This window comes from Legionella antarctica, from assembly GCF_011764505.1.
In the GTDB taxonomy this organism is placed as follows: domain Bacteria; phylum Pseudomonadota; class Gammaproteobacteria; order Legionellales; family Legionellaceae; genus Legionella; species Legionella antarctica.
Map to the genome: position 1 here is coordinate 1,577,760 of NZ_AP022839.1, position 21,544 is coordinate 1,599,303.

A 21,544-nucleotide genomic window follows, 5' to 3' on the forward strand; every position below is an offset into this window, starting at 1 on the left:
CAAAAACAACGCTACCCCAATGACTGACGCCTTTTCGGATGCCTTATATTTTGCCTGCGGCAAAACATCCGGCTCTAAGGCTACCAGGGACTACCAGCCTCGCTCGTTCCTCGCTTCCTTGGCTGGCAGCGATCGAGGCCAAATCATCATAGGTTATCCCCGCGATAACCTGTTCTTTTACCAATTGAACACTACGCTCAACCTTCCCCTTGTGCTCGGGCGTTCGAGCCTTCGCCGGATCGGCTATAAAGTCATAAAAGCGAGATAACTCTGCATAGGTTTCATTGACCGTTGGATCATAAATATGTGCTTTAATAATTCCCGATTTCAAATTGTCTAAAAGAATGCAGTTGGGCACGCCTCCAAAAAAATGAAAGGCATTGATATGGCTTTGCGCCCATGATTGCTGATTTTGAGAATGTACAAACTCAACATATCGATACCGACTATGTGATAACGTCATAATAAAAGCGTATGTTTTTTTATTATTGATAAACCCAACAAACGCATAGTCAACTTGTGCTTCATGCCCAGGCTTTGTTAACAAATGTACCGTAGCCTTAGGCAACGAGGGGAAATGACGTTCAATATAACGACTAAGACTTCTTCGACTGCTAACAAGACCATTATCGCTTAAAATTCGGTGTATCTGCATATGGGTAATCCACTTCTCAGTGAGGAGTGATGCTATTTTTTCGTGATGCGCCTCAAGTTCTTTTTCTGATTTATTGGGTCTGTTGTTGGCTGTAGTATTAACGATTTTATTATGTATCTGCAAAGCGATAACTTCGAGCTCATCATTGGAAATATCCTCCTGATAACCCAAATCCTTGGCCATTGAAACGTACTTGCGTATGCTCATTCGTGAAACGCTTAGAGACTTTTCAATATTGCGTTGAGTCATCCCTTTTTTGTGCTGATATAGCACCTCTCTAATTTCTGCCATTGTTTTAATCCTCATCTCATAACAAATCCGTTAGTTATTGGTAATGACCAAACTAACACTGTTTATTTGCTACTCAAAGTGGGACTCAGAGATGGCCATGGAGTGGGCCATTAATCGTGGCCAAACCCGACCTTTAGTGGGCTAGTAATCGTGGCCCATGACAATTGGGTCAAATGATGGTTTGGCCACTGGTTTTTTGGTATAATAAGCCCATGAAAAAGACCAATTACATCACTCAAAAAGACTCCAAAACCATGGAACAAATGGTGGCTGATTTACAGCTGAAATTGGTCGAGTCCGAGAAAAAACACCAAGAACATATTCAATCAAAAGACATTATTATTTCTGCGCTGCACCATCAGCTCTTTGTATTAAAAAACGCTAAATTTGGCCGAAAAAGCGAGAAGCTTGAAGAAGACAAACAGCTGGATTTAGGCTTTGATGAAGCAGAACTGTTGAGCTCACAAGATGTTACATCTGAAGAAGTTATTGAAACCAAAACCATTACGATTAAAAAGAAAAAACCTGGCCGCAAGCCACTCCCCTCAAACATGCCTTATATCGAGCACATTCATGACATCAATGATGCAGACAAACACTGTGCTTGCGGTTGTGCCTTAACACACATTGGCAATGAAACCAGTGAGCAACTTGATGTATTGCCTCAAGTCACTTATCGCGTGATTCACATCAGAAGAAAATACGCCTGCAAGTCATGCGAAGATACTATTAAAACAGCCAAGCCACCTAAACAACCTTTTCCAAAGAGCATTGCCACGGCAGGTCTTGTGGCAGCGGTCATTGATGCTAAGTTCAACCGTCATTTACCTCTATATCGCCAAGAGGATATGTTTAAAAGCATGGGCGCTGAGATTAGTCGTACTAATTTGGGTAACTGGGTGGTAAAAGCTGCCGAGCTGCTCAAGCCCATCGTTGATAAAATGGTGACACAAATACAAAGCTATGATGTAGCCTATGCTGATGAAACCGTACTTCAAGTCCTTAATGAACAAGGCAAGTTATCAACCAGCACCTCCTACATGTGGCTTTTTGGTGGGGGTCCACCAGATAAGCGCTGTTTTGTTTATCAATATCATTCGAGTCGCCAAGATGCGATTGCCAAGCAGTTCTTTGATTCGTTTGAAGGCTATCTTCATGCCGATTGCTACAGTGCTTATGTAAATCTTGATAAGTCGCGCATTAAGCATGTTGCTTGTATGGCGCATGCCAGACGTTACTTTGTTGATATTGTCAAAGCCACTAAAAACAAACCCGGTATTGCTAAATCAGCGGTTGAGTGGTTCGCGAAACTTTATGCTATTGAAAAGCGCTTAAAAGAAGACAAGGCAACAAATGAGCAAGTTAAACAGGCACGAATGACTGAAGCCAAGCCGATTTTAAGTGAGTTCAAGCAGTGGTTGTTAACACAACAAAAAACCACCTTGCCAAAGTCGCCACTCGGAAAAGCACTTTTTTATTCAATAAAGCACTGGGATAGTCTCACGCAATACATTAATGATGGTCGGCTTGAAATAGATAATAATCGTTCTGAACGCGCCATCAAACCCTTTGTGATCGGGCGGAAAAATTGGTTGTTTAATACATCAACTAAAGGTGCTGATGCTTCGAGTATTCTCTTTTCTCTAGTGCAAACATGCAAAGAGCATAGCGTGGATGTCTTTGCTTACTTTAAATTCGCGCTTGAGAGTGTCGCCAAATGTAATAATGAGCATGATATTCAACTCTTATTGCCCTACAACGTCAACCCAGAGTTACTCAAGGATCAAAGAATCATTCCTGTTTTACAGTATGAAGACAAGTAGGTCTTTGGTTTGGCGCTTACTTAGTAATCAATAATGCAATATCCTTAGAAGCATTAGCACAATATTGTTTATCGCAAGGATATACGAACTGGTTAAAAGATCTTACAAATCAAGACAAGAAACAGTTAGAAGAAGTAATAAAATATTCTGAACAAATAAAACAATTGCTAGAAGGCCTAAAGCGTTTAGGTTATCAAAATCCATTACTGCAAATAATGCAATTAGACAAAGCTCACCATGAACATTATGAAATAATGCTTAATGATTCATATAATACCGTTGAGACTTTAAAGGGGTTAAAACAACTTGGTTATATGGACCCTCTTTCAACTGCAGTTGAAATTAGCCCCCCTACATTTAAAGACTTTTTGCAAAATCACTACTATACTTTCGAAACGGTCAAAGGTTTATCCAAGTTAGAATATAAAGAAACATTAAAATTATTCCTCTCATTAGAGCCTGAACAAATAAAATTACTAAGTGATATGGGTCCGCATGTCTGGAACAAAATTAAGGAAAAATAAGAGCTATTCATCCATCATTTATAGTTAAAAATTCACTCAAATTAACCTATTTAAACCTACTCAATACCGTATGAATAGTGATTGCTACTACGAATTGTCTTAGGTCATTTTACCACAACTCTATCAGAATGACTTATCCACAAGTCCACAGGTCAGGAGAGCTTCACTTTCTCGTATAGGCCTGTGGGCCTTGTGGGTAAGTCATGACGCTCTCATTTAGGGTTTATGGTCTTTTCCGGCCATAATACACCTCTGCGGGCGTTAAATAATTAAAGGACTGGTGAAGCCTTCGGTTATTATAATACTCAAAATACTCCGTTAAGGCCAGCTCAACCTCTTCAATTGTATCAAAATCATACCGGTAGATTTTTTCTTGCTTAACACTACGCCACAATCGCTCGATAAATATATTATCTAAATAACGTCCTCGCCCATCCATGCTGATAGAAATGTGGTGAGATTTTAGCGTATTTATCCAATCTTTTGAGGTAAATTGAGAACCCTGATCCGTGTTAAAGATCTCACAACGCGAATGCAGCAAAGCGTTTCTAAGCGCCTCAATACAAAATTCAGCCTCCATAGTAGGTGAAATAGCCCATCCAATCACATAACGACTATACCAGTCCATAATAGCTACTAAATACACATGCTTTCCTTTCATGCGGATGTAGGTGATATCTGCGGCCCAAACCTGATTTGGTTTGGTGATATCCACCTCTTTTAATAAATAAGGGAACACCTCATGCTCCTTATTGGGAACGCTTGTATTTGGCTTTGGGTAAACAGTCGATAACCCCATCATTTCCATCAACTTTTTTACTCGACGTTTACCAACAGGATAGCCTACTTCTTTTGACAGCCATCTTGCCCGCTTAATTTTACCTTCACATGGATACTGCAGATAGTGCTCATCAAGTAGCGCCATAAGCGCTTCATCTTCGACAGAAATGGGCTTGGCACTATAATAATAACTTGAAACAGGCAAGTCTAATAGCAAGCATTGTTCACGAATGGTGAGCTCGGCAAGAGGATCAATCATGACGCGCTTTTCATCCAGACTAAAGTTCATGCTTTTTTTTTAGCCAAGATAGCTGCGCTTGAAGTCGACCAATTTCTTGATATAATGCCTCAACAAGCTGCTCTTGGGACTTGGCTTCTTTTTCATTAGCCCCAGAGAATAAATCGTTAATGGCTTTGATGGCCGATTGCTTCCAAGTTTTTACCTGCGTTGCGTGAACACCGTATTCACTGGTAATTTGCGCTTGTGTGAGTTTCCCCTCAATCGCAGCTAGCGTTATTTTTGCCTTCTTGGCCGCCGTATAATAAGCTCGCTTTTTAGACATTTTATTCTCCTCTTTGTATTAAGAAGAATAGCTCTTAAAAAACCTTTTTTTGTGTCCAGAAAACCGCGCCTATATTAAAGAGATAACAGCTACTACAGTTTAGAAGTAATGCAGGGACTCCAGAAAATTGGCCATAAATCCCCTCTAAATACATTTTTAGCATTAGATCCTGTTAAGAGAAAAACACTTTTAAATAATACTTATTATTCATTCGAGTTAATAAAATTCTTCTCAAATAATAAATACCCCGATCCTTTAAAAACTTTTTTAAGTATCCCAGCATCTTCCCTAGTCTTACTTCTTAACAATACTTATTATACGACTGAAGTAATGAAAGCATTAATTTCTCGTGGGAAATCTGATCCTATCTCTTATTTGGAAAAACTTGGTAATGATGCTTTCATTACTATAATGAGTTCACCTGAAGAATACACGAACAGAATAAAGAGAGGAGTCAATTTAGAAGATGAATTTTTACCACCTCCTGTAGATAATGAATTTAGTACTACTCTTAAAGCGTTTATTCAATTTGTTCAACAAAAACCTGAAAATACCTCACGCTTAATTTCCTTATCTATTAGTAAATCACTATTGGAGCAGTTTAAAGATGATAAGACAGGAACAATTTGTAATATTCCTGTAAGACTGGATGGAGACCTATTTGATCTAAATACATTAGAAAGCTTAACACCTAATCGTGAGGGGTATAGAACAAATCCTTTAACAAATGAACAATTCTTATTAAGTGCTCTACAACCAGCTAAAGATATTCAACGTAATATTGAAAAGTTGATTCAATCTACATCATCTGATAAACCTGTCAAAGAGCTAACAAACTTTGCGTTTAATTAATAATTAGGTTATAGGAGCTTATTGCTCCTATAATTCCTATCTAATATGAATTAGTTACAAATTAGTAACTAATTCAGTAGGTATATTCAAGGTAGTGTTTAGATATTCTATGCATAATTGGGCGCCTATTGTATATAAGATCCAAATTTTCTTCGATGGAAGATTGGATTTAGAGTTGAGATGAATCAGAAGCTAACACAGTTAAATGAACACTCTTCTGCAGAACTAGGGATTTTATTGTTTAGACAACCAATCGTTAATGTAGGTACAAGATTCTTCAATGGTCTTAACTGCTTGATGATATAATTGATTGAATAACTTACGTTCGCCTGTTTTCCAATACCGCTCAACATATTGGCAGGCGTATTTTATGCGTGTGAGACCAAGATAAACACAACCACCCTTGATTTTATGAGCTATTTTTTCTATTGTTGTAAATTCCTGTTTTGAGAAGGCCAATTTCATCTGTTCTAAATCAGAGAGCAATTCTTGCGAAATCATCAAAGTGAGCATTTCTTTTAACAAAGATTCATTGCCTCCACAGTTTTTAATACCTTCTTCCCAGTCTAAAAGTGCAAACTGCTCTAATTGAAACAATTCTGCTTCTGTTGGTGGGAGATCGGTTCCTAAAGATGTGGGTGCTTTTTCCACGGTTTCATTCTTTGGCAATGAAGGGTTAGAAAAATAGGTTTCAATTAACGTGTGAATGAGTTGTAAATTGGCGGGTTTTGTAAATACATCGTTCATTCCTGATGCGATGCAGTCGTTGTATATAGTGGACCCCAAAAATGAGACAGTGGTGTAAAATAGAAACCATTGTTAAACGGGGTACCAAGTGGCTAAAAAAAAATTTACATCTGACTTCAAAGCAAAGGTAGCAATTGAGGCATTAAAAAGTCACAAGACGACCAATGAATTGGCATCTGAATTTGAGGTGCATGCAACACAAATCAATCTGTGGAAAAAACAATTACTGGATGGAAGCAAGCAATTGTTTAGCGGCAAGCATGACAAAGACATGGACTCCATCATACAAGAACGAGATCGATTATACACGCAAATAGGCCAGCTAGCGGTTGAGTTAGACTGGCTTAAAAAAAAGACCGGTCATCTAAGTTGAGCGTGCGGGAGAAGCGAGCCATGATTGATGTCAATCACCCTACACTCAGCATCGTACGCCAATGTGCATTGGTTAATTTGTCACGCGCTAGCTACTATCGCACTGCTGGCGAAGGAATATGTACCGAGAGCCCAGAGAATCTGGCTTTGATGGTCTTGATTGATGAGGAATACATGCGCCATCCTTTCTATGGAAGCAGAAAGATGCGTTCTTATTTACGTCGCCTTGGCCATGACGTTAACCGTAAGAGAGTGCAGCGTTTGATGCGGATCATGGGTCTGGTTTCAGTGGCACCAAAGCCGAATACGAGTAAAAAGAACAAGGAACAAAAGGTTTATCCCTACTTGCTACGTGGTTTAGTGATTGATCGACCCAATCAGGTTTGGTGCACCGATATTACCTACGTTAGGATGCAAGGAGGCTTTGTATATTTGGTGGCAATAATGGACTGGTATAGCCGCAAGGTGCTCTCTTGGAAGGTATCAAACAGCATGGATGATGACTTTTGTGTAAGCGCGTTGGAGAGCGCCATCAGGCTCCACGGCAGGCCTGATATTTTTAATACGGATCAAGGCTCCCAGTTTACCAGTAAGGCGTTTACCGATGTTTTAAAAGACCATGACATCAAAATTAGCATGGACGGGAAAGGTCGATGGATGGATAATGTGTTCATTGAACGGCTATGGCGTTCAGTCAAATATGAAGATATTTACATAAAAGAATACGGAACAGTTTTAGCACTACGAAATGGTTTAAGGGTGTATTTCAAGTTTTATAACGACGAAAGACCTCATCAATCATTTGGAATATACACGCCGTCAGAGGTTTATGCTGGCCTATATGAGGCTGCAGCGTAATGGAATGCCTGTGGATATGTGGACGCGTCCTGCGGATCAGCCATCGCCCTTCGGGACATGTGGACAAGCCATGGATAACAAAAAGACGTTATCCACCGCTTGACCACACTCGATGGCTTCGCGCCCACATACCCACAGGCTCAATAACAGGTGTTTCATTAACTGCTATTGTGGTTGACTCGTGTGCTACGCACCCTCGTCAACGAAAGAAAGTAGAATTAAAGTTATATCTTAAATTAAACGGATCGCTGTCTTGACAATGGGGTCCACTGTAGTATGCTGCATCGCGAGCATGTCCCGTTAATCCGATTATCGGTCGTTGTGTTAGATTTTTTTCTTTTTCAAACGCACGCGTTAACGAACACAATTCGGTACCAGAAATCCCGGGAAGACCAATATCAGTTATTATCAGATCGAAATGAGTAGACTTTATGAGATTTAATGCGTCTTCTCCACTTGTTGCCGATAGATAAGCGCATCCTGTCTGAGAGACAAAAGATTCCAACACGATGAGCGCTGTTGGATTATCTTCTATTAATAGACAATAGGGTAATGGTGTTTGGGGTTTATTGATTATTTTGACAGGGGAAAAAGATACGTCCTCTTCACCTTGTTTTAATGAAGGAATGATCTCCTCATCAGGTGTTTTACATTCAAGATCAAACAGGAACGTACTTCCAATTCCTTCGTTACTTATTAAAATAATCTGTCCACCCAATAAATGGACATAGTTTTTTGCAATGTGTAGTCCTAATCCATGACCCTGATAAATCCCTTTGTAAGAGGGAGAGGAACGATAAAACCGCTCAAATACTTTAGTGTGTAGTTCTTTCGGAATGCCTATTCCGGTGTCAGACACACTAAATTGTAGTTTTATCATTTCATTTTTTCGCTCAACACATTTTATCTTAAGGGTAATATGGCCAGATTTGGTAAATTTAATGGCATTACCTAATAAATTTAAAAGAATACGGTGAATTTTTTTCCGATCGCTAATGATTTTTCGAGGAACTGTATCATCTATTTCTGCAAACAACCCTAAATGATTTGCCGTGGTAGTAGGGCGTTCCAGTTTAATTAAATCATCAACACATTGATATAAATCAAAGGATTCCTGGTGTAATTCCAGATCATTGATGCTTCCTGCTTTGATATCATCCAGGATGTCATTGAGCATTGAAAGAAGCTCTTCACCACTATCGTGAATAATGTGAGCCTCTGTTTTATGCTCTATGTTATCTAAAGCGTTTTCTAAAATGTCTGCCATCCCAATCACTCCAGTAAGTGGAGTTCTCAGGTCATGCCCCATGTTCGCTATGAACTCTGTACAGTGGACCCCATTGTCAAGACAGCGATCCGTTTAATTTAAGATATAACTTTAATTCTACTTTCTTTCGTTGACGAGGGTGCGTAGCACACGAGTCAACCACAATAGCAGTTAATGAAACACCTGTTATTGAGCCTGTGGGTATGTGGGCGCGAAGCCATCGAGTGTGGTCAAGCGGTGGATAACGTCTTTTTGTTATCCATGGCTTGTCCACATGTCCCGAAGGGCGATGGCTGATCCGCAGGACGCGTCCACATATCCACAGGCATTCCATTACGCTGCAGCCTCATATAGGCCAGCATAAACCTCTGACGGCGTGTATATTCCAAATGATTGATGAGGTCTTTCGTCGTTATAAAACTTGAAATACACCCTTAAACCATTTCGTAGTGCTAAAACTGTTCCGTATTCTTTTATGTAAATATCTTCATATTTGACTGAACGCCATAGCCGTTCAATGAACACATTATCCATCCATCGACCTTTCCCGTCCATGCTAATTTTGATGTCATGGTCTTTTAAAACATCGGTAAACGCCTTACTGGTAAACTGGGAGCCTTGATCCGTATTAAAAATATCAGGCCTGCCGTGGAGCCTGATGGCGCTCTCCAACGCGCTTACACAAAAGTCATCATCCATGCTGTTTGATACCTTCCAAGAGAGCACCTTGCGGCTATACCAGTCCATTATTGCCACCAAATATACAAAGCCTCCTTGCATCCTAACGTAGGTAATATCGGTGCACCAAACCTGATTGGGTCGATCAATCACTAAACCACGTAGCAAGTAGGGATAAACCTTTTGTTCCTTGTTCTTTTTACTCGTATTCGGCTTTGGTGCCACTGAAACCAGACCCATGATCCGCATCAAACGCTGCACTCTCTTACGGTTAACGTCATGGCCAAGGCGACGTAAATAAGAACGCATCTTTCTGCTTCCATAGAAAGGATGGCGCATGTATTCCTCATCAATCAAGACCATCAAAGCCAGATTCTCTGGGCTCTCGGTACATATTCCTTCGCCAGCAGTGCGATAGTAGCTAGCGCGTGACAAATTAACCAATGCACATTGGCGTACGATGCTGAGTGTAGGGTGATTGACATCAATCATGGCTCGCTTCTCCCGCACGCTCAACTTAGATGACCGGTCTTTTTTTTAAGCCAGTCTAACTCAACCGCTAGCTGGCCTATTTGCGTGTATAATCGATCTCGTTCTTGTATGATGGAGTCCATGTCTTTGTCATGCTTGCCGCTAAACAATTGCTTGCTTCCATCCAGTAATTGTTTTTTCCACAGATTGATTTGTGTTGCATGCACCTCAAATTCAGATGCCAATTCATTGGTCGTCTTGTGACTTTTTAATGCCTCAATTGCTACCTTTGCTTTGAAGTCAGATGTAAATTTTTTTTTAGCCACTTGGTACCCCGTTTAACAATGGTTTCTATTTTACACCACTGTCTCATTTTTGGGGTCCACTATACTGTTTTAGCACGGTCAGCTGCCTCAGCTGCTTCTTTTGCTTGTTTGAGATCATACTCCATTTTTTTTCGTTCTGTAATATCGGTAGAAATGCCAAGCATGCCCATCACATTGCCATTATCGTCATGCAAAGGCACCTTCTTTGATAAATAAATAAGTTTTTTACCATCTGGTTGGTATAAAGGTTCTTCCAGGCTTAATGAAATACCCTGTTCCATCACTGATTTATCAGCTTTTTTATAAAATTCAGCGGATTTTTGGTCATATAAGTCTGCATACGTTTTTCCCACAATCTCATGGCGTGAAGACAAATGGAGTAATTTAGCCATGCTGTTGCTGCATCCGAGATAAACATAATTTCTATTCATCCAATAGACACTTACTGGAATTTCTGAAATGATGGCTTCCAGATAATGGAACGTGTCTTTATTGTCGTTTTGGTTTGATTCTTTAAGTTTCTCAAATTGCTGTATTTCACTAAAATCGGGTTTTATCTTATCTTTTTCAGATATCACTTGAACGATTAAAACATAACAGCGATAGGGCTTTTTCTTTACAAGGAGGTTAATCAACTCTGGATTGGCTTTTCCTATTTTTTTTAATTCATTGTTCGAGCAAAGATGAGTTAATGAAGTGCCAACAATAAGATTTTTCTTAAGACTTAACTTTTTTTCAGCGCTTTGATTGATATCCAGGACAATATACTCTTCAGATACTGCAAGAATTGGTTCTTGAGCCATGTGTAGAAGCATCGAGAATGCTTGTCCATCTAAAGTGGTCAATTGCATAAATATTCCATGATGTTGATATTATTTAGTATAACAACTATCAAAATCTTTATTCTAGGGCAGCCCTGTTTATCGTGTTTAAACTTTCATTGAGTCTCTCAGCTAAAATACTAACGTGTGGCTCAGAAAACATAGTTTCATGATTACCAGGAACTAAATAACAGATAATTTCCTCTGACATATAGTTATCCCACCAATTTAAAGGGGCATCGTAGTTAAAAAGATTAGTCAATGTTTTTGCTTTGAATAAAATTAATTTTGATTTAATCTGGGGTAATTTATAGTGCATAAGCATTTTTTCTCTATGCCATTGCAGTTCTAATAGATTGTCTGAATGCTTAATATCGTGGTGCAGGTGCTGCTCTAATATTCGCGCATTTTGCTCTCTCATCAGCTCTTTAAAATGTTCTTCATTTCTTTGCAGAGCAGGATATTCAGCCCATCCATCCAGTGAGATAATGGCCTTTACTTTCTCATTCATTTCTTGAAGTTGTTTGGCGATTTCAATAGCAACAGTGCTTCCGAAGGATGCTCCTCCAATGATATAAGGTCCATGTGGTTGGATCGTTTGAATCGCTTTTATGTAGGTGGATGCCATCTGTTCAATGCTTTTAAAAAACAACTCATTGTGTTCCAGGCCTGGATCTTGTAGCCCGTATAATGGCACCTCTTTTTCTAGATACATTTCCAGCGATTTATACCAAAAGATGCTTCCTCCAATAGGATGAATGAAGAACAACGGGGTTTGTCTGCCCGATTCTTTAATTGGAATGATAATGCGTTCTGAAAGCGATACTTCATTGGAAAATCCCTGCTTGGTTTGCAGTAACTGTTCTATGTCAATCGCTAAAGAGTGAATCGTAGGAAAATCAAATAACTTTCTCATGCTAAGCTTAATTGAAAAGTGCTCTTGCACACGCGAGATGATGTTCATTGCGGTTAAGGAGTGACCTCCCATTTCAAAGAAATCATCATAGATGCCTAGGTCTTGTGTTTTTAACACAGAGCACCAGATGTCATGCAGTGCCTGCTGTATATCATTCTGAGGAAGAAGATGTTCTTTGCTGGAGTAGAGTTGTTTTAAAGGTACAATAATACTTTTTCTATCTAATTTTCCGCTGGGAGTCGTTAGCAGTTTTTCAACCACAAAAAAGCGGGTTGGGATCATATAATCTGGGAGTTCATTTTTTAAAAAAGAGCGGATATCGGTCGCCGATACATGCTCGTTTTCCAGGAGTATCATATACGCCGACAACGATAATTCCCCATTGGGGGTTGCTTCGGGTTTTACGAGGCATTGATAAATGGCAGGAATTTTATCCAGGCACGATTCAATTTCACTAATCTCTATCCTAAATCCACGAATCTTTATCTGATTGTCACGACGCTCATGATATTCGATGATTCCATTGTTTTGCCATTTCACCAAATCGCCAGTTTTATAAACCCGTTCGTCTTTTTGTGTGCTAAATGGATTAGGTAAGAATTTTTGTATCGTGAGTGCTTCATTATGGAGATAGCCTTTGGCTAGCCCATCCCCTGTGAGATAAAGCTCCCCTATTATTCCTGTAGGAACCAGCTGCATGTGATCGTCTAAAATATAGGCTCTCGTATTTGCAATGGGTTTTCCTATTCGACTGACGTGGTATGTAGCGTCTTGTGGTGAACAGGTGAGGGTCAGTGCATCAATGGTTGCTTCAGTTGGACCATACAAATTATGCAAGGCACATCCAGAAACGTAGTGTTCAAAAAATGCATGAATGGTTTCGGGTAACAAGACTTCGCCACCGCAAAATACATGTCTTAAAGAGGAGCATGATTCAAATTTTGGTGTTAAGGTCATTTCTCGAAGCATGGATGGAACCATTTGGAGTATGCTTACCTTATTTTTTATAACCAGAGCAATTAATTCTTTTGGACTTGCATGAGCATCATCTGGAGCTATCACTAACGTGCTTCCCACCAAAAGAGGCATAAAAAATTCCCAAACTGAGGCATCAAATGAAAAAGGTGTTTTTTGCAAAAACACATCGCGTTCATTAAAATCGTATGCATCTCGCATCCATTCCATGTGATTACACGCTGCTTGGTGTGGAATAGAAACACCCTTTGGTGTCCCCGTAGTTCCTGATTGTCAATCAGCATCCAATTTTGACCCTCAAACCGCATCCAAAATTGACCCTCAAAAACATATCACATTGATTATTTACTTTACTGTTTTAGCTTCGATTTTTAAAGCGATAACTTTCATTTCCAGTCTCAACAATAGAGCAATGATGAGTCAATCTGTCCAGCATGGCTGCGGTCATTTTTGTATCACAAAACACCTTTGGCCATTCACCAAAATTTAAGTTTGTTGTAATGATTAATGATGTTTTTTCATATAATTTGCTAACTAAATGAAACAACAGAGCTCCGCCCGCTTCAGAAAATGGTAAATATCCAAGCTCATCCAGGACAATAGCATCAAAATTTTGCAGGCGATTAGCTAGCCGTCCTGTATTAACTTGTTTTTTTTCTTGTTCTAATTTGTTGACCAGATCAACAACATTATAAAAACAAGCCCGCTTTCCTTGCTTAATTAAATTAGTTGCTATAGCAATAGCTAAGTGCGTTTTACCAGAGCCCGTGCCACCCACAAAAATAATATTGCGCCCAGCATCAACAAAGCTCCCTGCGTGCAATAAACTTATTTCTTCTTCATTAACAGGATGTTGCGTAAAATCAAATTGGCTTAAATTACGATTGACCGGGAATTTTGCGACACTCAGTTGATAATTAATAGCACGCGTTTTGCGTGTTATTTGTTCTGCTTCTAATAGCATAGATAACCACTCATAATGAGTTAGTTTCACCAAAGGCTTCGACTCTTCATAGGCTAGCAACCTATCTAACATGCCTTGTAATTTTAATATCTTAAGCAACTCAGATAATTTAGTGAATGGCATGATTTGCTCCCGTTAAGAGTAAATTATATTTATGACAATTACTTGTGGGTTCTTCCTTTAAGATTAATCCAGCGGGCATTGTCGTTGCTTGAGGAAGTGCTGTAGGCCGTAATCGATGCAACGCATTAAGAATATAATCACGGCTAACCACCTGCTCTGTTAGCGCTAATTCACAGGCTACACTCACCGCCTCAATGCCATGCTCACTCATTGCCAACAGCACCTCAACGCATTCTCTGTCACCACCACGGCGCTTCATGAGAATGCTTTTGATTTTTAAAATGGCTGGTGGTAATTGCCAGTCTTTGAATGGAGCACCATTGCGTAATGCCCCTGGCTTGCGCTCCAGTAAAGGTAAATAATGCCATGGATTAAACAGTGTTTTATTGCGGCCAAAGGTGCGTTGGTGGCAACCGATGGACTCATTACCTGAAAATACCTCTATAGTTAATGCGTATATCCTGAGCGTCACCATCTGGTTGGCATAGGCACAATCAACGCTATAACGATTTCTATCGCAATGAATCAAGCAGGTTGAATGTACTAGAGTTGAAACTTCTTTATACCCATCAAATGGATGATTTAACGCTCTAAAATGAGTTCTTTCTTCTTGAAATACAGCGTCAACAGTTAGTTCTTGTTGTTCTGGGTGATGCCTTTTCTCGGCCAATAATTGGCATTGCTGCTGAAGATGTTCATTTAATAACGACAAGGTTTCATATTTAAGACGTGGTTTAAATACCCAGTCACGTACATTATCAACTTGATTTTCAATCTGCCCCTTTTCCCATCCGGCTGCGGGATTGCAGGCTGTAGGTTCAATTAAGTAATGATCCATTAATGCCAAAAATCGCCGGTTAAAAGCACGCTCCTTACCCTTGAAAACACTATCTACCGCCGTTTTCATGTTGTCATAAATACCTCTTAGCGTTAAGCCACCAAAAAATTTGAAGGCTAAATTATGCGCATCAAATAACATTTCTTGAGTTTCTCGAGGATATGCTACAAGAAAAAATTTACGGCTGTAGCTTAAACGAAATTGAGCTACTTTGATTTTTTGAACAACGCCTGCAAGCTCTACAGTTTCTTCACTCCAATCAAACTGATAGGCCTCTCCGGGATGATAGTATTGTGGAATATAGGCTTTTAATGACTCTCGACTCGTACAGCGCCATACTTTAACAAAACGCTGGACACTATCATAAGAACCGCAATAGCCACTTTCTTTTAGTTGAGTGTAGTACTTCATTGCACTACGGCGTTCCTTTTTCGATAACTTGTGGTCGTTGTTCAACCATGATACCAACGTCTCTTTGAAGATATTCAGTGCAGGTAGTGGTTGAATGGAGCGTTGATAATTTTTCCCAGACTTTTCTGCTCGGATTACCCGTCTAACTGTATTACGCGATAATCCTGTTGTGCGAACAATTTCCGCAATAGTTAATTTTTGCACATGAAACATGCGCCTAATTTTTGCTTCTGTTTCCATGATCAACATCCTCTAATTCCCTCTAGATTATTAAAATCTAGAGTACACGTTTTACTCGATTTTAGAGGGTCAAAATTGGATGCTGATTTACCCTAAAAGGGGGTCATTTTTGCATGCTGATTTACAGACAAGGCCAAAAGCCATCTTTTGCTTGAAGAATTCAAGCAATCCTGCCGTAACTTTGAGTCAAGAATGAGTGCAGGGCTTCAGCTTGAAAGATTGGGAAGCGTAATAGAGGCTGATTCAATTGTTCAGGATAATTTTTTAAGGCATCTGCAATTGTGCATTACAGGGCTTAATCATCCTGTCAATTTGCCAAAAAATCCGATTTATCTTGATGCCCTGCTTGGCGGGCAGGAGTTGGTGACAGGGATTACCCCTAAAATTGGCCGCAAGTTTATTCAATGTGTGGCGATTGAAGGCTTTCCTTGTGTGTCTTACCCGGGAATTTTAACAGCACTCACCCAATTGCCGGTTGAATACCGCTGGAGTTCTCGTTTTATCTTTATGGATACCCATGAGGCAGTCGCCCATTTCACCAAGTATCGTAAAAAATGGAAACAAAAAGTCAGGGGCTTTTTTGATCAGGTTTTTAATACTCACTCAGGCGTGATTGATGAAGATGCCCTGGACATGGTCAAAGATGCTCAATCAGCGATTGCTGAAACCAATTCAGGCATGGTTGGACAGGGTTATTACACCTCGGTTGTCGTCTTGATGGATGAAGACCGGGCTTTGGTTGAAAAGGCAGCCCTAATGATTGAGAAGAATATTAACGCTTTGGGCTTTGCCGCCAGAACCGAAACTATTAATACGCTTGATGCTTTTATGGGTGGCCTGCCCGGCCATGGAATTGAAAACATCAGACGGCCTTTGATTAACACCATGAATCTGGCAGACTTACTTCCTACTTCCAGCATTTGGACTGGCGAGAATAAGGCACCTTGCCCCTTGTTCCCAGCATTGGCACCGCCCTTGATGCACTGTGTCACTAGCGGTAATACGCCTTTCAGACTTAATCTGCATGTCAGAGACTTGGGCCATGGCATCATGTTTGGCCCAACCCGTTCAGGTAAATCAACCCATCTGGGATTAATTGCTCTGTCCTGGCGGCGGTATAAAGAGGCTCGGATTTATTCTTTTGATAAAGGCATGTCGATGTATCCAACCTGTAAGGCCACAGGTGGCGAGCATTACACCATTGCCGATAAATCATCAACACTTGCCTTTGCGCCTTTACAGTTTTTAGCGACCAAAGCAGACAGGGCTTGGGCTATGGAATGGATAGATTCCATACTGGCTTTAAATGGTTTGAATACAACACCAGCTCAGCGCAATGAAATTGGCCATGCCATTGTGAGCATGCACCAGAGTGGCTCTAAAACCTTGTCGGAATTTGTCATGACCATTCAGGATGAGCCTATTCGTGAAACTCTGAAACAATACACTATTGATGGCCTGATGGGGCATTTACTGGATGCAGAAAGTGATGGTCTGGGCTTGTCGTCTTTCATGACTTTTGAAATCGAGCATCTCATGGGTTTAGGTGAGAAATTTGCCTTACCCGTGCTTTTGTATTTGTTCAGACGGATTGAAACCTCCCTCGATGGCAGGCCAACTCTTATCTTATTAGATGAGGCTTGGTTGATGCTTGCCCATCCTGTATTCAAAAGCAAAATCGCCGAATGGTTAGATTCCATGGCCAAGAAAAACTGTGTGGTCTTTATGGCAACCCAGCATTTATCACACGCCGCCAACTCTGGCATTCTCGATATTATCGTTGAATCCACCGCCACCAAAATCTTTCTACCCAATCTCTACGCCCGAGATCCTGAGACAAGGGCTATTTATGAGCGCATGGGCTTAAATCCCCGTCAAATCGACATCATAGCAACTGCCCAGCCTAAGCGTGATTACTACTATGTCAGTGAAAAAGGGCAGCGCCTTTATCAATTGGCTTTGGGGTCTTTGGCTCTCGCCTTCGTCGGGGCAACCGATCCTGATTCCATCGCGCGAATGAAGCAACTTGAGCAGCATCATGGTGAACATTGGGTGGATTATTGGCTCTTGGAAAAAGGTCTCTCAATAAATCAATACGGAGAAGCAGCATGAATAAAATCAAACAATGGCTAAGGCCGGCTAAAAGGGCAGGGTTAACTGATAACCCCTATCTCAACGCCAAAAGAGCCTGGAATACCCACACCGCAGGATTGATGAAGTCAGTACAAATCTGGCAGTTAGTAGGTCTTGGTAGTTTGTTAGTGACCCTGGCTGCAGTTGGCGGATTGATTGCAATTGGCAGCCAGTCGAAGTTTATCCCCCTGGTCTTTCAGCAGGATTACAGCGGCAACACTCTTTCAGTAACACGGGCTGACCGAGTTGGGCAAGCAAACATTGATGATTACCGCAGCACGGCTGCCCATTTCATTGAGAACTTGCGCATGGTGAGTGCGGATAGCGAGCTGCAGAAAAAGGCTGTATTTCAGGTTTACGCCTATTTGAGCCAAAACGATGCAGCACTGGCTAAAGTTCAGGAATTCTATAATGACAAACAACAGGCCAATCCTTTTGAAAGAGCGGCTCATGAGCTGGTTAGTATTGAGATTCGATCAGTGTTGCAAGAGTCTCAGGATACCTGGCAGGTTGATTGGGTGGAGACCATCCGCAATCGCGATGGCACCTTGAAACAAAAGCCTGTGTTGATGAAGGCCATGGTGACCATGTATCAGGAAAATGAGATCAATGACATTGCAAGCGAATCACTCTTAAAAAACCCACACCTGATTTATATCCGCGATTTTAACTGGTCTTATGACTTAAAACATGGGGAATAGTTATGAAAAAATTACTGCTTTCATTGGGCTTATTGCTGCCGCTGTCTGGCTTTGCCCAAGACAATAACGAGCTTGCCAATCTTTATTTTTCTAAAAATATGCCGGAATTCTCCAGCAAAGATAAGTTGGCTTTAAACATTGCTGAGCGCTTTCAACAAGGTGATAAAACCAGCAAGCCCTTTCAATCCTCAGATGGCTCAGTCAGCTTTGTTTATGGTTCTGGTCAAATCAGAGTCGTCTGCGCACCCTTGCAGGTTTGTGATATCGCCTTGCAAGCTGGGGAAGAATTTAACGACATGAATGTAGGCGATCCCCGCTTTATCGTTGAGCCTTCGATTACAGGAGCTGGCCTTAATCAACAAATTCATCTGCTGATTAAGCCAAAAGATGCGGGTCTTGATACCTCGTTGGTGGTGACCACTGACAGAAGAACCTACCATTTTCGCCTAAAGTCTGACCGCTATGACTTTATGCCTTATGTCTCCTTTACCTATCCTGATGAAGCAAAGGCCAAATGGCAGATGCTCAAACGCATGCAAGCAGAAAAGCAAAAGGAAAATACTTTTACTGAAACCAATGAGTATCTTGGCAATCTGAATTTCAATTACCGGATAGGGGGCAATGCCAGATTCAAACCGGTTCGTGTCTATAACAATGGCGTTAAAACCATTATTGAAATGCCGGCAAACATGTCGCAAAACGAAGCACCAGCTCTGCTAGTCTTGCGAGGCGGCGGACTTTTTAAAAAGCCGGAATCGGTAATGGTCAATTATAGACTCCAAGGCTGTCGCTATATTGTAGATAACGTGTTCGATAAAGCCATGCTGGTAATTGGCAGCGGTTCTTCTCAAGAAAAAATTACCATTACGAGGTGCTGAAGATGAAAAAATTATATCTCTTACTCTGGACTTTGGCCATTTTCCAAAACCTGCTATGAGATAATTTAAAACCTCAAGCAATATATCGAACCCAATTCTACTCACCTCGCCTCAACCATAGCATGGAATTCGAAATGATAAATATAAATTCACTATGTACTTTTTTTGTGATACTGGTTATAATATGTGAATTATTATTAAGAGAGAATGGGTATGAAAAAATCAATCTACGATTTACCTTCAGAGATAGGAAAGGAAATTTCGGGTCACCTACCTTCGATAAAAGCCAAAACGAATGCTATATTAGATAAACATACCCGAACCTTATTTCAACCCCCTGCCATTTTATCCAAATTCCTGGAGTTTGTGGCTCATGGAAAGCAAGACCATGCAGAAAAAATATTTACAATAAGGAAAAAAAATCCCCACCAGCTCCAGGAGTTATTACTTGAACGAGGCACAGTGACCGACTATTCAGGTCGAACCTTTACCAATATTTCAGCGTATGAATACGCTTATTGGGCAAAGGACAAGCATATGTGCCGGATGCTTGAATCGCATATGGACGAGAATACAAAAGCGGCGATGCTAAAGCGCTGCGAAGCGATAGAGAGCAATGGGTTAACCTATAAGCAACATGGGGTCGAGGTTAAGAATTCAAAGCATTTTGACTTAACCCCACTCAAAACAGCACTGAACAATTATATTGATGGTTATGATAACTGGGAGAGCTCCCAGAATTGTGACGCCATGAAGGCGGCATGGATGGAGGTTGGAAAAGAGCAGCGCGATGTTCCAGTCCATGTGGCTAATGAATATTGCCGTAAAGACCGCTCGTTTGACCCAACACCTCAGTTTAATGAGGACAAATTACCCCGTAAGTTAGCGTTCCACAATTATAATACAAACAAAGGCGAATCGTGGTTCCCCTTGGTTATTTCTGATTCTTCCGGGCTTGCGGTTGATTTTGCATTAATTAGGGCGGGGCGTGGGGTGGGCGCGGCGGGGCCGTGGGGGTTGGACGCTTTCGGCGGCGCCGGATGATTTGGCGGCTATAATCCGCCTTGATGAAGTAAGAACATTAGATCTCACGCAGTCGCGTAAAAACCTGGAGCCGACAAAACCTGGGCTTGAGATTGATAACCGTATTTTTTAATGGCGTGCGTGAGCAGACCGGCGGCATAGGCCGCCGGGCTAAAATCCCAGCACACATTTAAAAACCATTCAAGTAGCTCCTGGTACTGCCAACTTTCTGTTGTTCTTACCCACCACATGACCCAGAGATGTAGGTACCTTCTGATCTTTTTGGGAGACACCCCATCTTTGACCATAAGATTAATCTGCTCTCGTGCTTTTCGTAACGTCCTTGCGTGCGGGACAATAGTGTCAAGCCCAGGCGTTTGATGATTAATTGCAATCTCTGTACCCCCCCCCACAATGAGGTTAGATTTTGCGCAGTACCCGCCGGGATAACTGCTCTATCATTTGCCTGTATCACATGGGTGTTATCCTGGGTTTGCGTCCCAGGATAGTGTATTCCGAGAAAGTGGAATCCTTTCTCAATGTTGCCTATGCGTGTCTTTTTGCGCGATAAACTGAGCCGTCTTTCATGCAACACCTCCATCATGCGCTGTTTGCAACGGTTAAGCTGACGGCTGGTTTGGCACAGAATAAGAATGTCATCCTGATACCGGATATAGGTTACATCCATCGAATTGAAGGCATCATCCAATGGCTTTAAATAAATGCCACTAAAAAACTGAGACAGCGGCCCACGTAGCGCAATTCCCTGATCGGGATTTTTATATCCGCGAGGGGTTTCAATGGGATTGATAATAATTTGTTCTAGCATGGATTGGACATTGAGATCGTTATAGTGCTTTTTGATATCTTGAATCAATTGGTGATGCGGGATGGACTTGTAAAACGATTTGATGTCAGCGCGGATGATGTATTGTGGTTTTTTTTCCAAAAGCACTTGCCGGATACGCCGCGTGGCAAGCCGTACACCACTTGGTCCATGAAGATGGTAGCAATTGGGGTTCATCACGTAAGGGAAGGTAGGTTTTATTTGTTTGAGCAAAATATTTTGGAAAATCCTGTCCGATAAATGCAGCTGATCAACCATTTCATCTGGAAAATAATGGCGCTTAAGATGGCGCGGTGTATAGCTGCCATTCACCATGGATTCAACACCCCGCACCAGCCAATCATCTATTTCTCGTGCCATGAAATGCACGTCGTGATTAGGGTTTGCATGATGTTTTTGTTTGTGAATTTTGGCGAACAACTTGCGGCCAATATTCACCATGTCGGCAATACTCCATCGTTTCATGT

At 41.0% G+C, this 21,544-nt stretch carries 17 protein-coding genes and 3 pseudogenes; 8 read left to right on the forward strand and 12 right to left on the reverse strand.

The genetic code is table 11. The features are described 5' to 3' along the window. Positions 1 to 43 precede the first annotated feature (43 nt). Entirely contained in the window at positions 44 to 961 is a 918-nt protein-coding gene (gene istA / locus HRS36_RS07605; protein ID WP_173235511.1) for an IS21 family transposase, read from the reverse strand. 158 nt (positions 962 to 1,119) lie between these two features. Between istA (HRS36_RS07605) and tnpC the strand changes: the two genes are divergently transcribed. After that, on the forward strand, positions 1,120 to 2,769 hold the full coding sequence (gene tnpC, locus HRS36_RS07610) for an IS66 family transposase (RefSeq protein ID WP_226905466.1): 1,650 nt from the start codon (positions 1,120 to 1,122) through the stop codon (positions 2,767 to 2,769). 164 nt (positions 2,770 to 2,933) lie between these two features. Then, the gene (locus tag HRS36_RS07615; RefSeq protein ID WP_173236837.1) at positions 2,934 to 3,293 is read left to right on the forward strand and encodes a hypothetical protein; all 360 of its coding nucleotides are present in this window, start codon (positions 2,934 to 2,936) and stop codon (positions 3,291 to 3,293) included. 223 nt (positions 3,294 to 3,516) lie between these two features. On the opposite strand, the gene HRS36_RS07620 is transcribed toward HRS36_RS07615, so the two are convergent. Together HRS36_RS07620 and HRS36_RS07625 are read right to left on the reverse strand one after the other, a co-directional pair. Continuing rightward, positions 3,517 to 4,362 carry an IS3 family transposase gene (locus tag HRS36_RS07620; protein ID WP_173235473.1) on the reverse strand — a complete coding sequence of 282 codons (846 nt, stop codon included), beginning with the start codon at positions 4,360 to 4,362 and terminating at the stop codon, positions 3,517 to 3,519. Next, positions 4,352 to 4,636: a transposase gene (locus HRS36_RS07625; protein WP_173235475.1), complete on the reverse strand. Its 285-nt coding sequence runs from the start codon at positions 4,634 to 4,636 to the stop codon at positions 4,352 to 4,354. Before HRS36_RS07625 ends, HRS36_RS07620 begins: the two co-directional genes overlap by 11 nt. A 108-nt stretch (positions 4,637 to 4,744) precedes the next feature. Here HRS36_RS07625 and HRS36_RS07630 point away from each other — a divergent pair, with 108 nt between their 5' ends. Next, positions 4,745 to 5,488, forward strand: coding sequence for a hypothetical protein (locus tag HRS36_RS07630; RefSeq protein ID WP_173236838.1), 744 nt, complete (start codon positions 4,745 to 4,747; stop codon positions 5,486 to 5,488). A gap of 234 nt (positions 5,489 to 5,722) precedes the next feature. Here the strand turns inward: HRS36_RS07630 and HRS36_RS07635 are convergent, their stop codons facing one another. After that, entirely contained in the window at positions 5,723 to 6,235 is a 513-nt protein-coding gene (locus HRS36_RS07635; protein WP_173236839.1) for an Hpt domain-containing protein, read from the reverse strand. Between the two features lie 88 nt (positions 6,236 to 6,323). On the opposite strand from HRS36_RS07635, the pseudogene HRS36_RS07640 reads away from it, so the two are divergent. Next, positions 6,324 to 7,465, forward strand: a pseudogene (locus HRS36_RS07640) (IS3 family transposase). Between the two features lie 199 nt (positions 7,466 to 7,664). On the opposite strand, the gene HRS36_RS07645 reads toward HRS36_RS07640, so the two are convergent. The 6 genes and pseudogenes from HRS36_RS07645 to istA (HRS36_RS07670) all read right to left on the reverse strand — a co-directional run bounded on the left by HRS36_RS07645 (position 7,665) and on the right by istA (HRS36_RS07670) (position 15,504). Continuing rightward, positions 7,665 to 8,732 carry an ATP-binding response regulator gene (locus HRS36_RS07645; protein WP_267313943.1) on the reverse strand — a complete coding sequence of 356 codons (1,068 nt, stop codon included), beginning with the start codon at positions 8,730 to 8,732 and terminating at the stop codon, positions 7,665 to 7,667. 333 nt (positions 8,733 to 9,065) lie between these two features. Continuing rightward, a pseudogene (locus HRS36_RS07650) lies at positions 9,066 to 10,207 on the reverse strand (IS3 family transposase). Positions 10,208 to 10,266: 59 nt separating this feature from the next. Next, positions 10,267 to 11,058, reverse strand: coding sequence for a PAS domain-containing protein (locus HRS36_RS07655; RefSeq protein ID WP_173236841.1), 792 nt, complete (start codon positions 11,056 to 11,058; stop codon positions 10,267 to 10,269). Between the two features lie 49 nt (positions 11,059 to 11,107). Then, on the reverse strand, positions 11,108 to 13,129 hold the full coding sequence (locus HRS36_RS07660) for an AMP-binding protein (RefSeq protein ID WP_267313944.1): 2,022 nt from the start codon (positions 13,127 to 13,129) through the stop codon (positions 11,108 to 11,110). A 148-nt stretch (positions 13,130 to 13,277) separates the two neighbouring features. After that, on the reverse strand, positions 13,278 to 14,006 hold the full coding sequence (gene istB / locus HRS36_RS07665; protein WP_173235816.1) for an IS21-like element helper ATPase IstB: 729 nt from the start codon (positions 14,004 to 14,006) through the stop codon (positions 13,278 to 13,280). After that, entirely contained in the window at positions 13,993 to 15,504 is a 1,512-nt protein-coding gene (istA, locus tag HRS36_RS07670) for an IS21 family transposase (RefSeq protein ID WP_197933184.1), read from the reverse strand. Before istA (HRS36_RS07670) ends, istB begins: the two co-directional genes overlap by 14 nt. Positions 15,505 to 15,618: 114 nt before the next feature. Here istA (HRS36_RS07670) and HRS36_RS07675 point away from each other — a divergent pair. The 4 genes and pseudogenes from HRS36_RS07675 to HRS36_RS07690 all read left to right on the forward strand — a co-directional run. Beyond that, positions 15,619 to 17,607 (forward strand): annotated as a pseudogene (locus HRS36_RS07675) (VirB4 family type IV secretion/conjugal transfer ATPase); the annotation flags it as partial. Further along, positions 17,604 to 18,329: a conjugal transfer protein TrbF gene (locus HRS36_RS07680; RefSeq protein WP_173236842.1), complete on the forward strand. Its 726-nt coding sequence runs from the start codon at positions 17,604 to 17,606 to the stop codon at positions 18,327 to 18,329. The pseudogene HRS36_RS07675 and the gene HRS36_RS07680, both read left to right, overlap by 4 nt. Before the next feature lie 2 nt (positions 18,330 to 18,331). Further along, complete coding sequence (gene trbG / locus HRS36_RS07685; RefSeq protein ID WP_173236843.1) at positions 18,332 to 19,207, forward strand: P-type conjugative transfer protein TrbG; 876 nt, start codon at positions 18,332 to 18,334, stop codon at positions 19,205 to 19,207. Between the two features lie 213 nt (positions 19,208 to 19,420). Beyond that, positions 19,421 to 20,251 (forward strand): hypothetical protein, encoded by an 831-nt coding sequence (locus HRS36_RS07690; protein ID WP_173235463.1) that lies wholly within the window; start codon positions 19,421 to 19,423, stop codon positions 20,249 to 20,251. 44 nt (positions 20,252 to 20,295) lie between these two features. Here the strand turns inward: HRS36_RS07690 and HRS36_RS07695 are convergent, their stop codons facing one another. Then, positions 20,296 to 20,481: a hypothetical protein gene (locus HRS36_RS07695; protein ID WP_173235382.1), complete on the reverse strand. Its 186-nt coding sequence runs from the start codon at positions 20,479 to 20,481 to the stop codon at positions 20,296 to 20,298. Beyond that, positions 20,469 to 21,542 (reverse strand): reverse transcriptase/maturase family protein, encoded by a 1,074-nt coding sequence (locus HRS36_RS07700; RefSeq protein WP_173235461.1) that lies wholly within the window; start codon positions 21,540 to 21,542, stop codon positions 20,469 to 20,471. The genes HRS36_RS07695 and HRS36_RS07700 overlap by 13 nt, the downstream gene beginning before the upstream one ends. Positions 21,543 to 21,544: the final 2 nt, after the last annotated feature.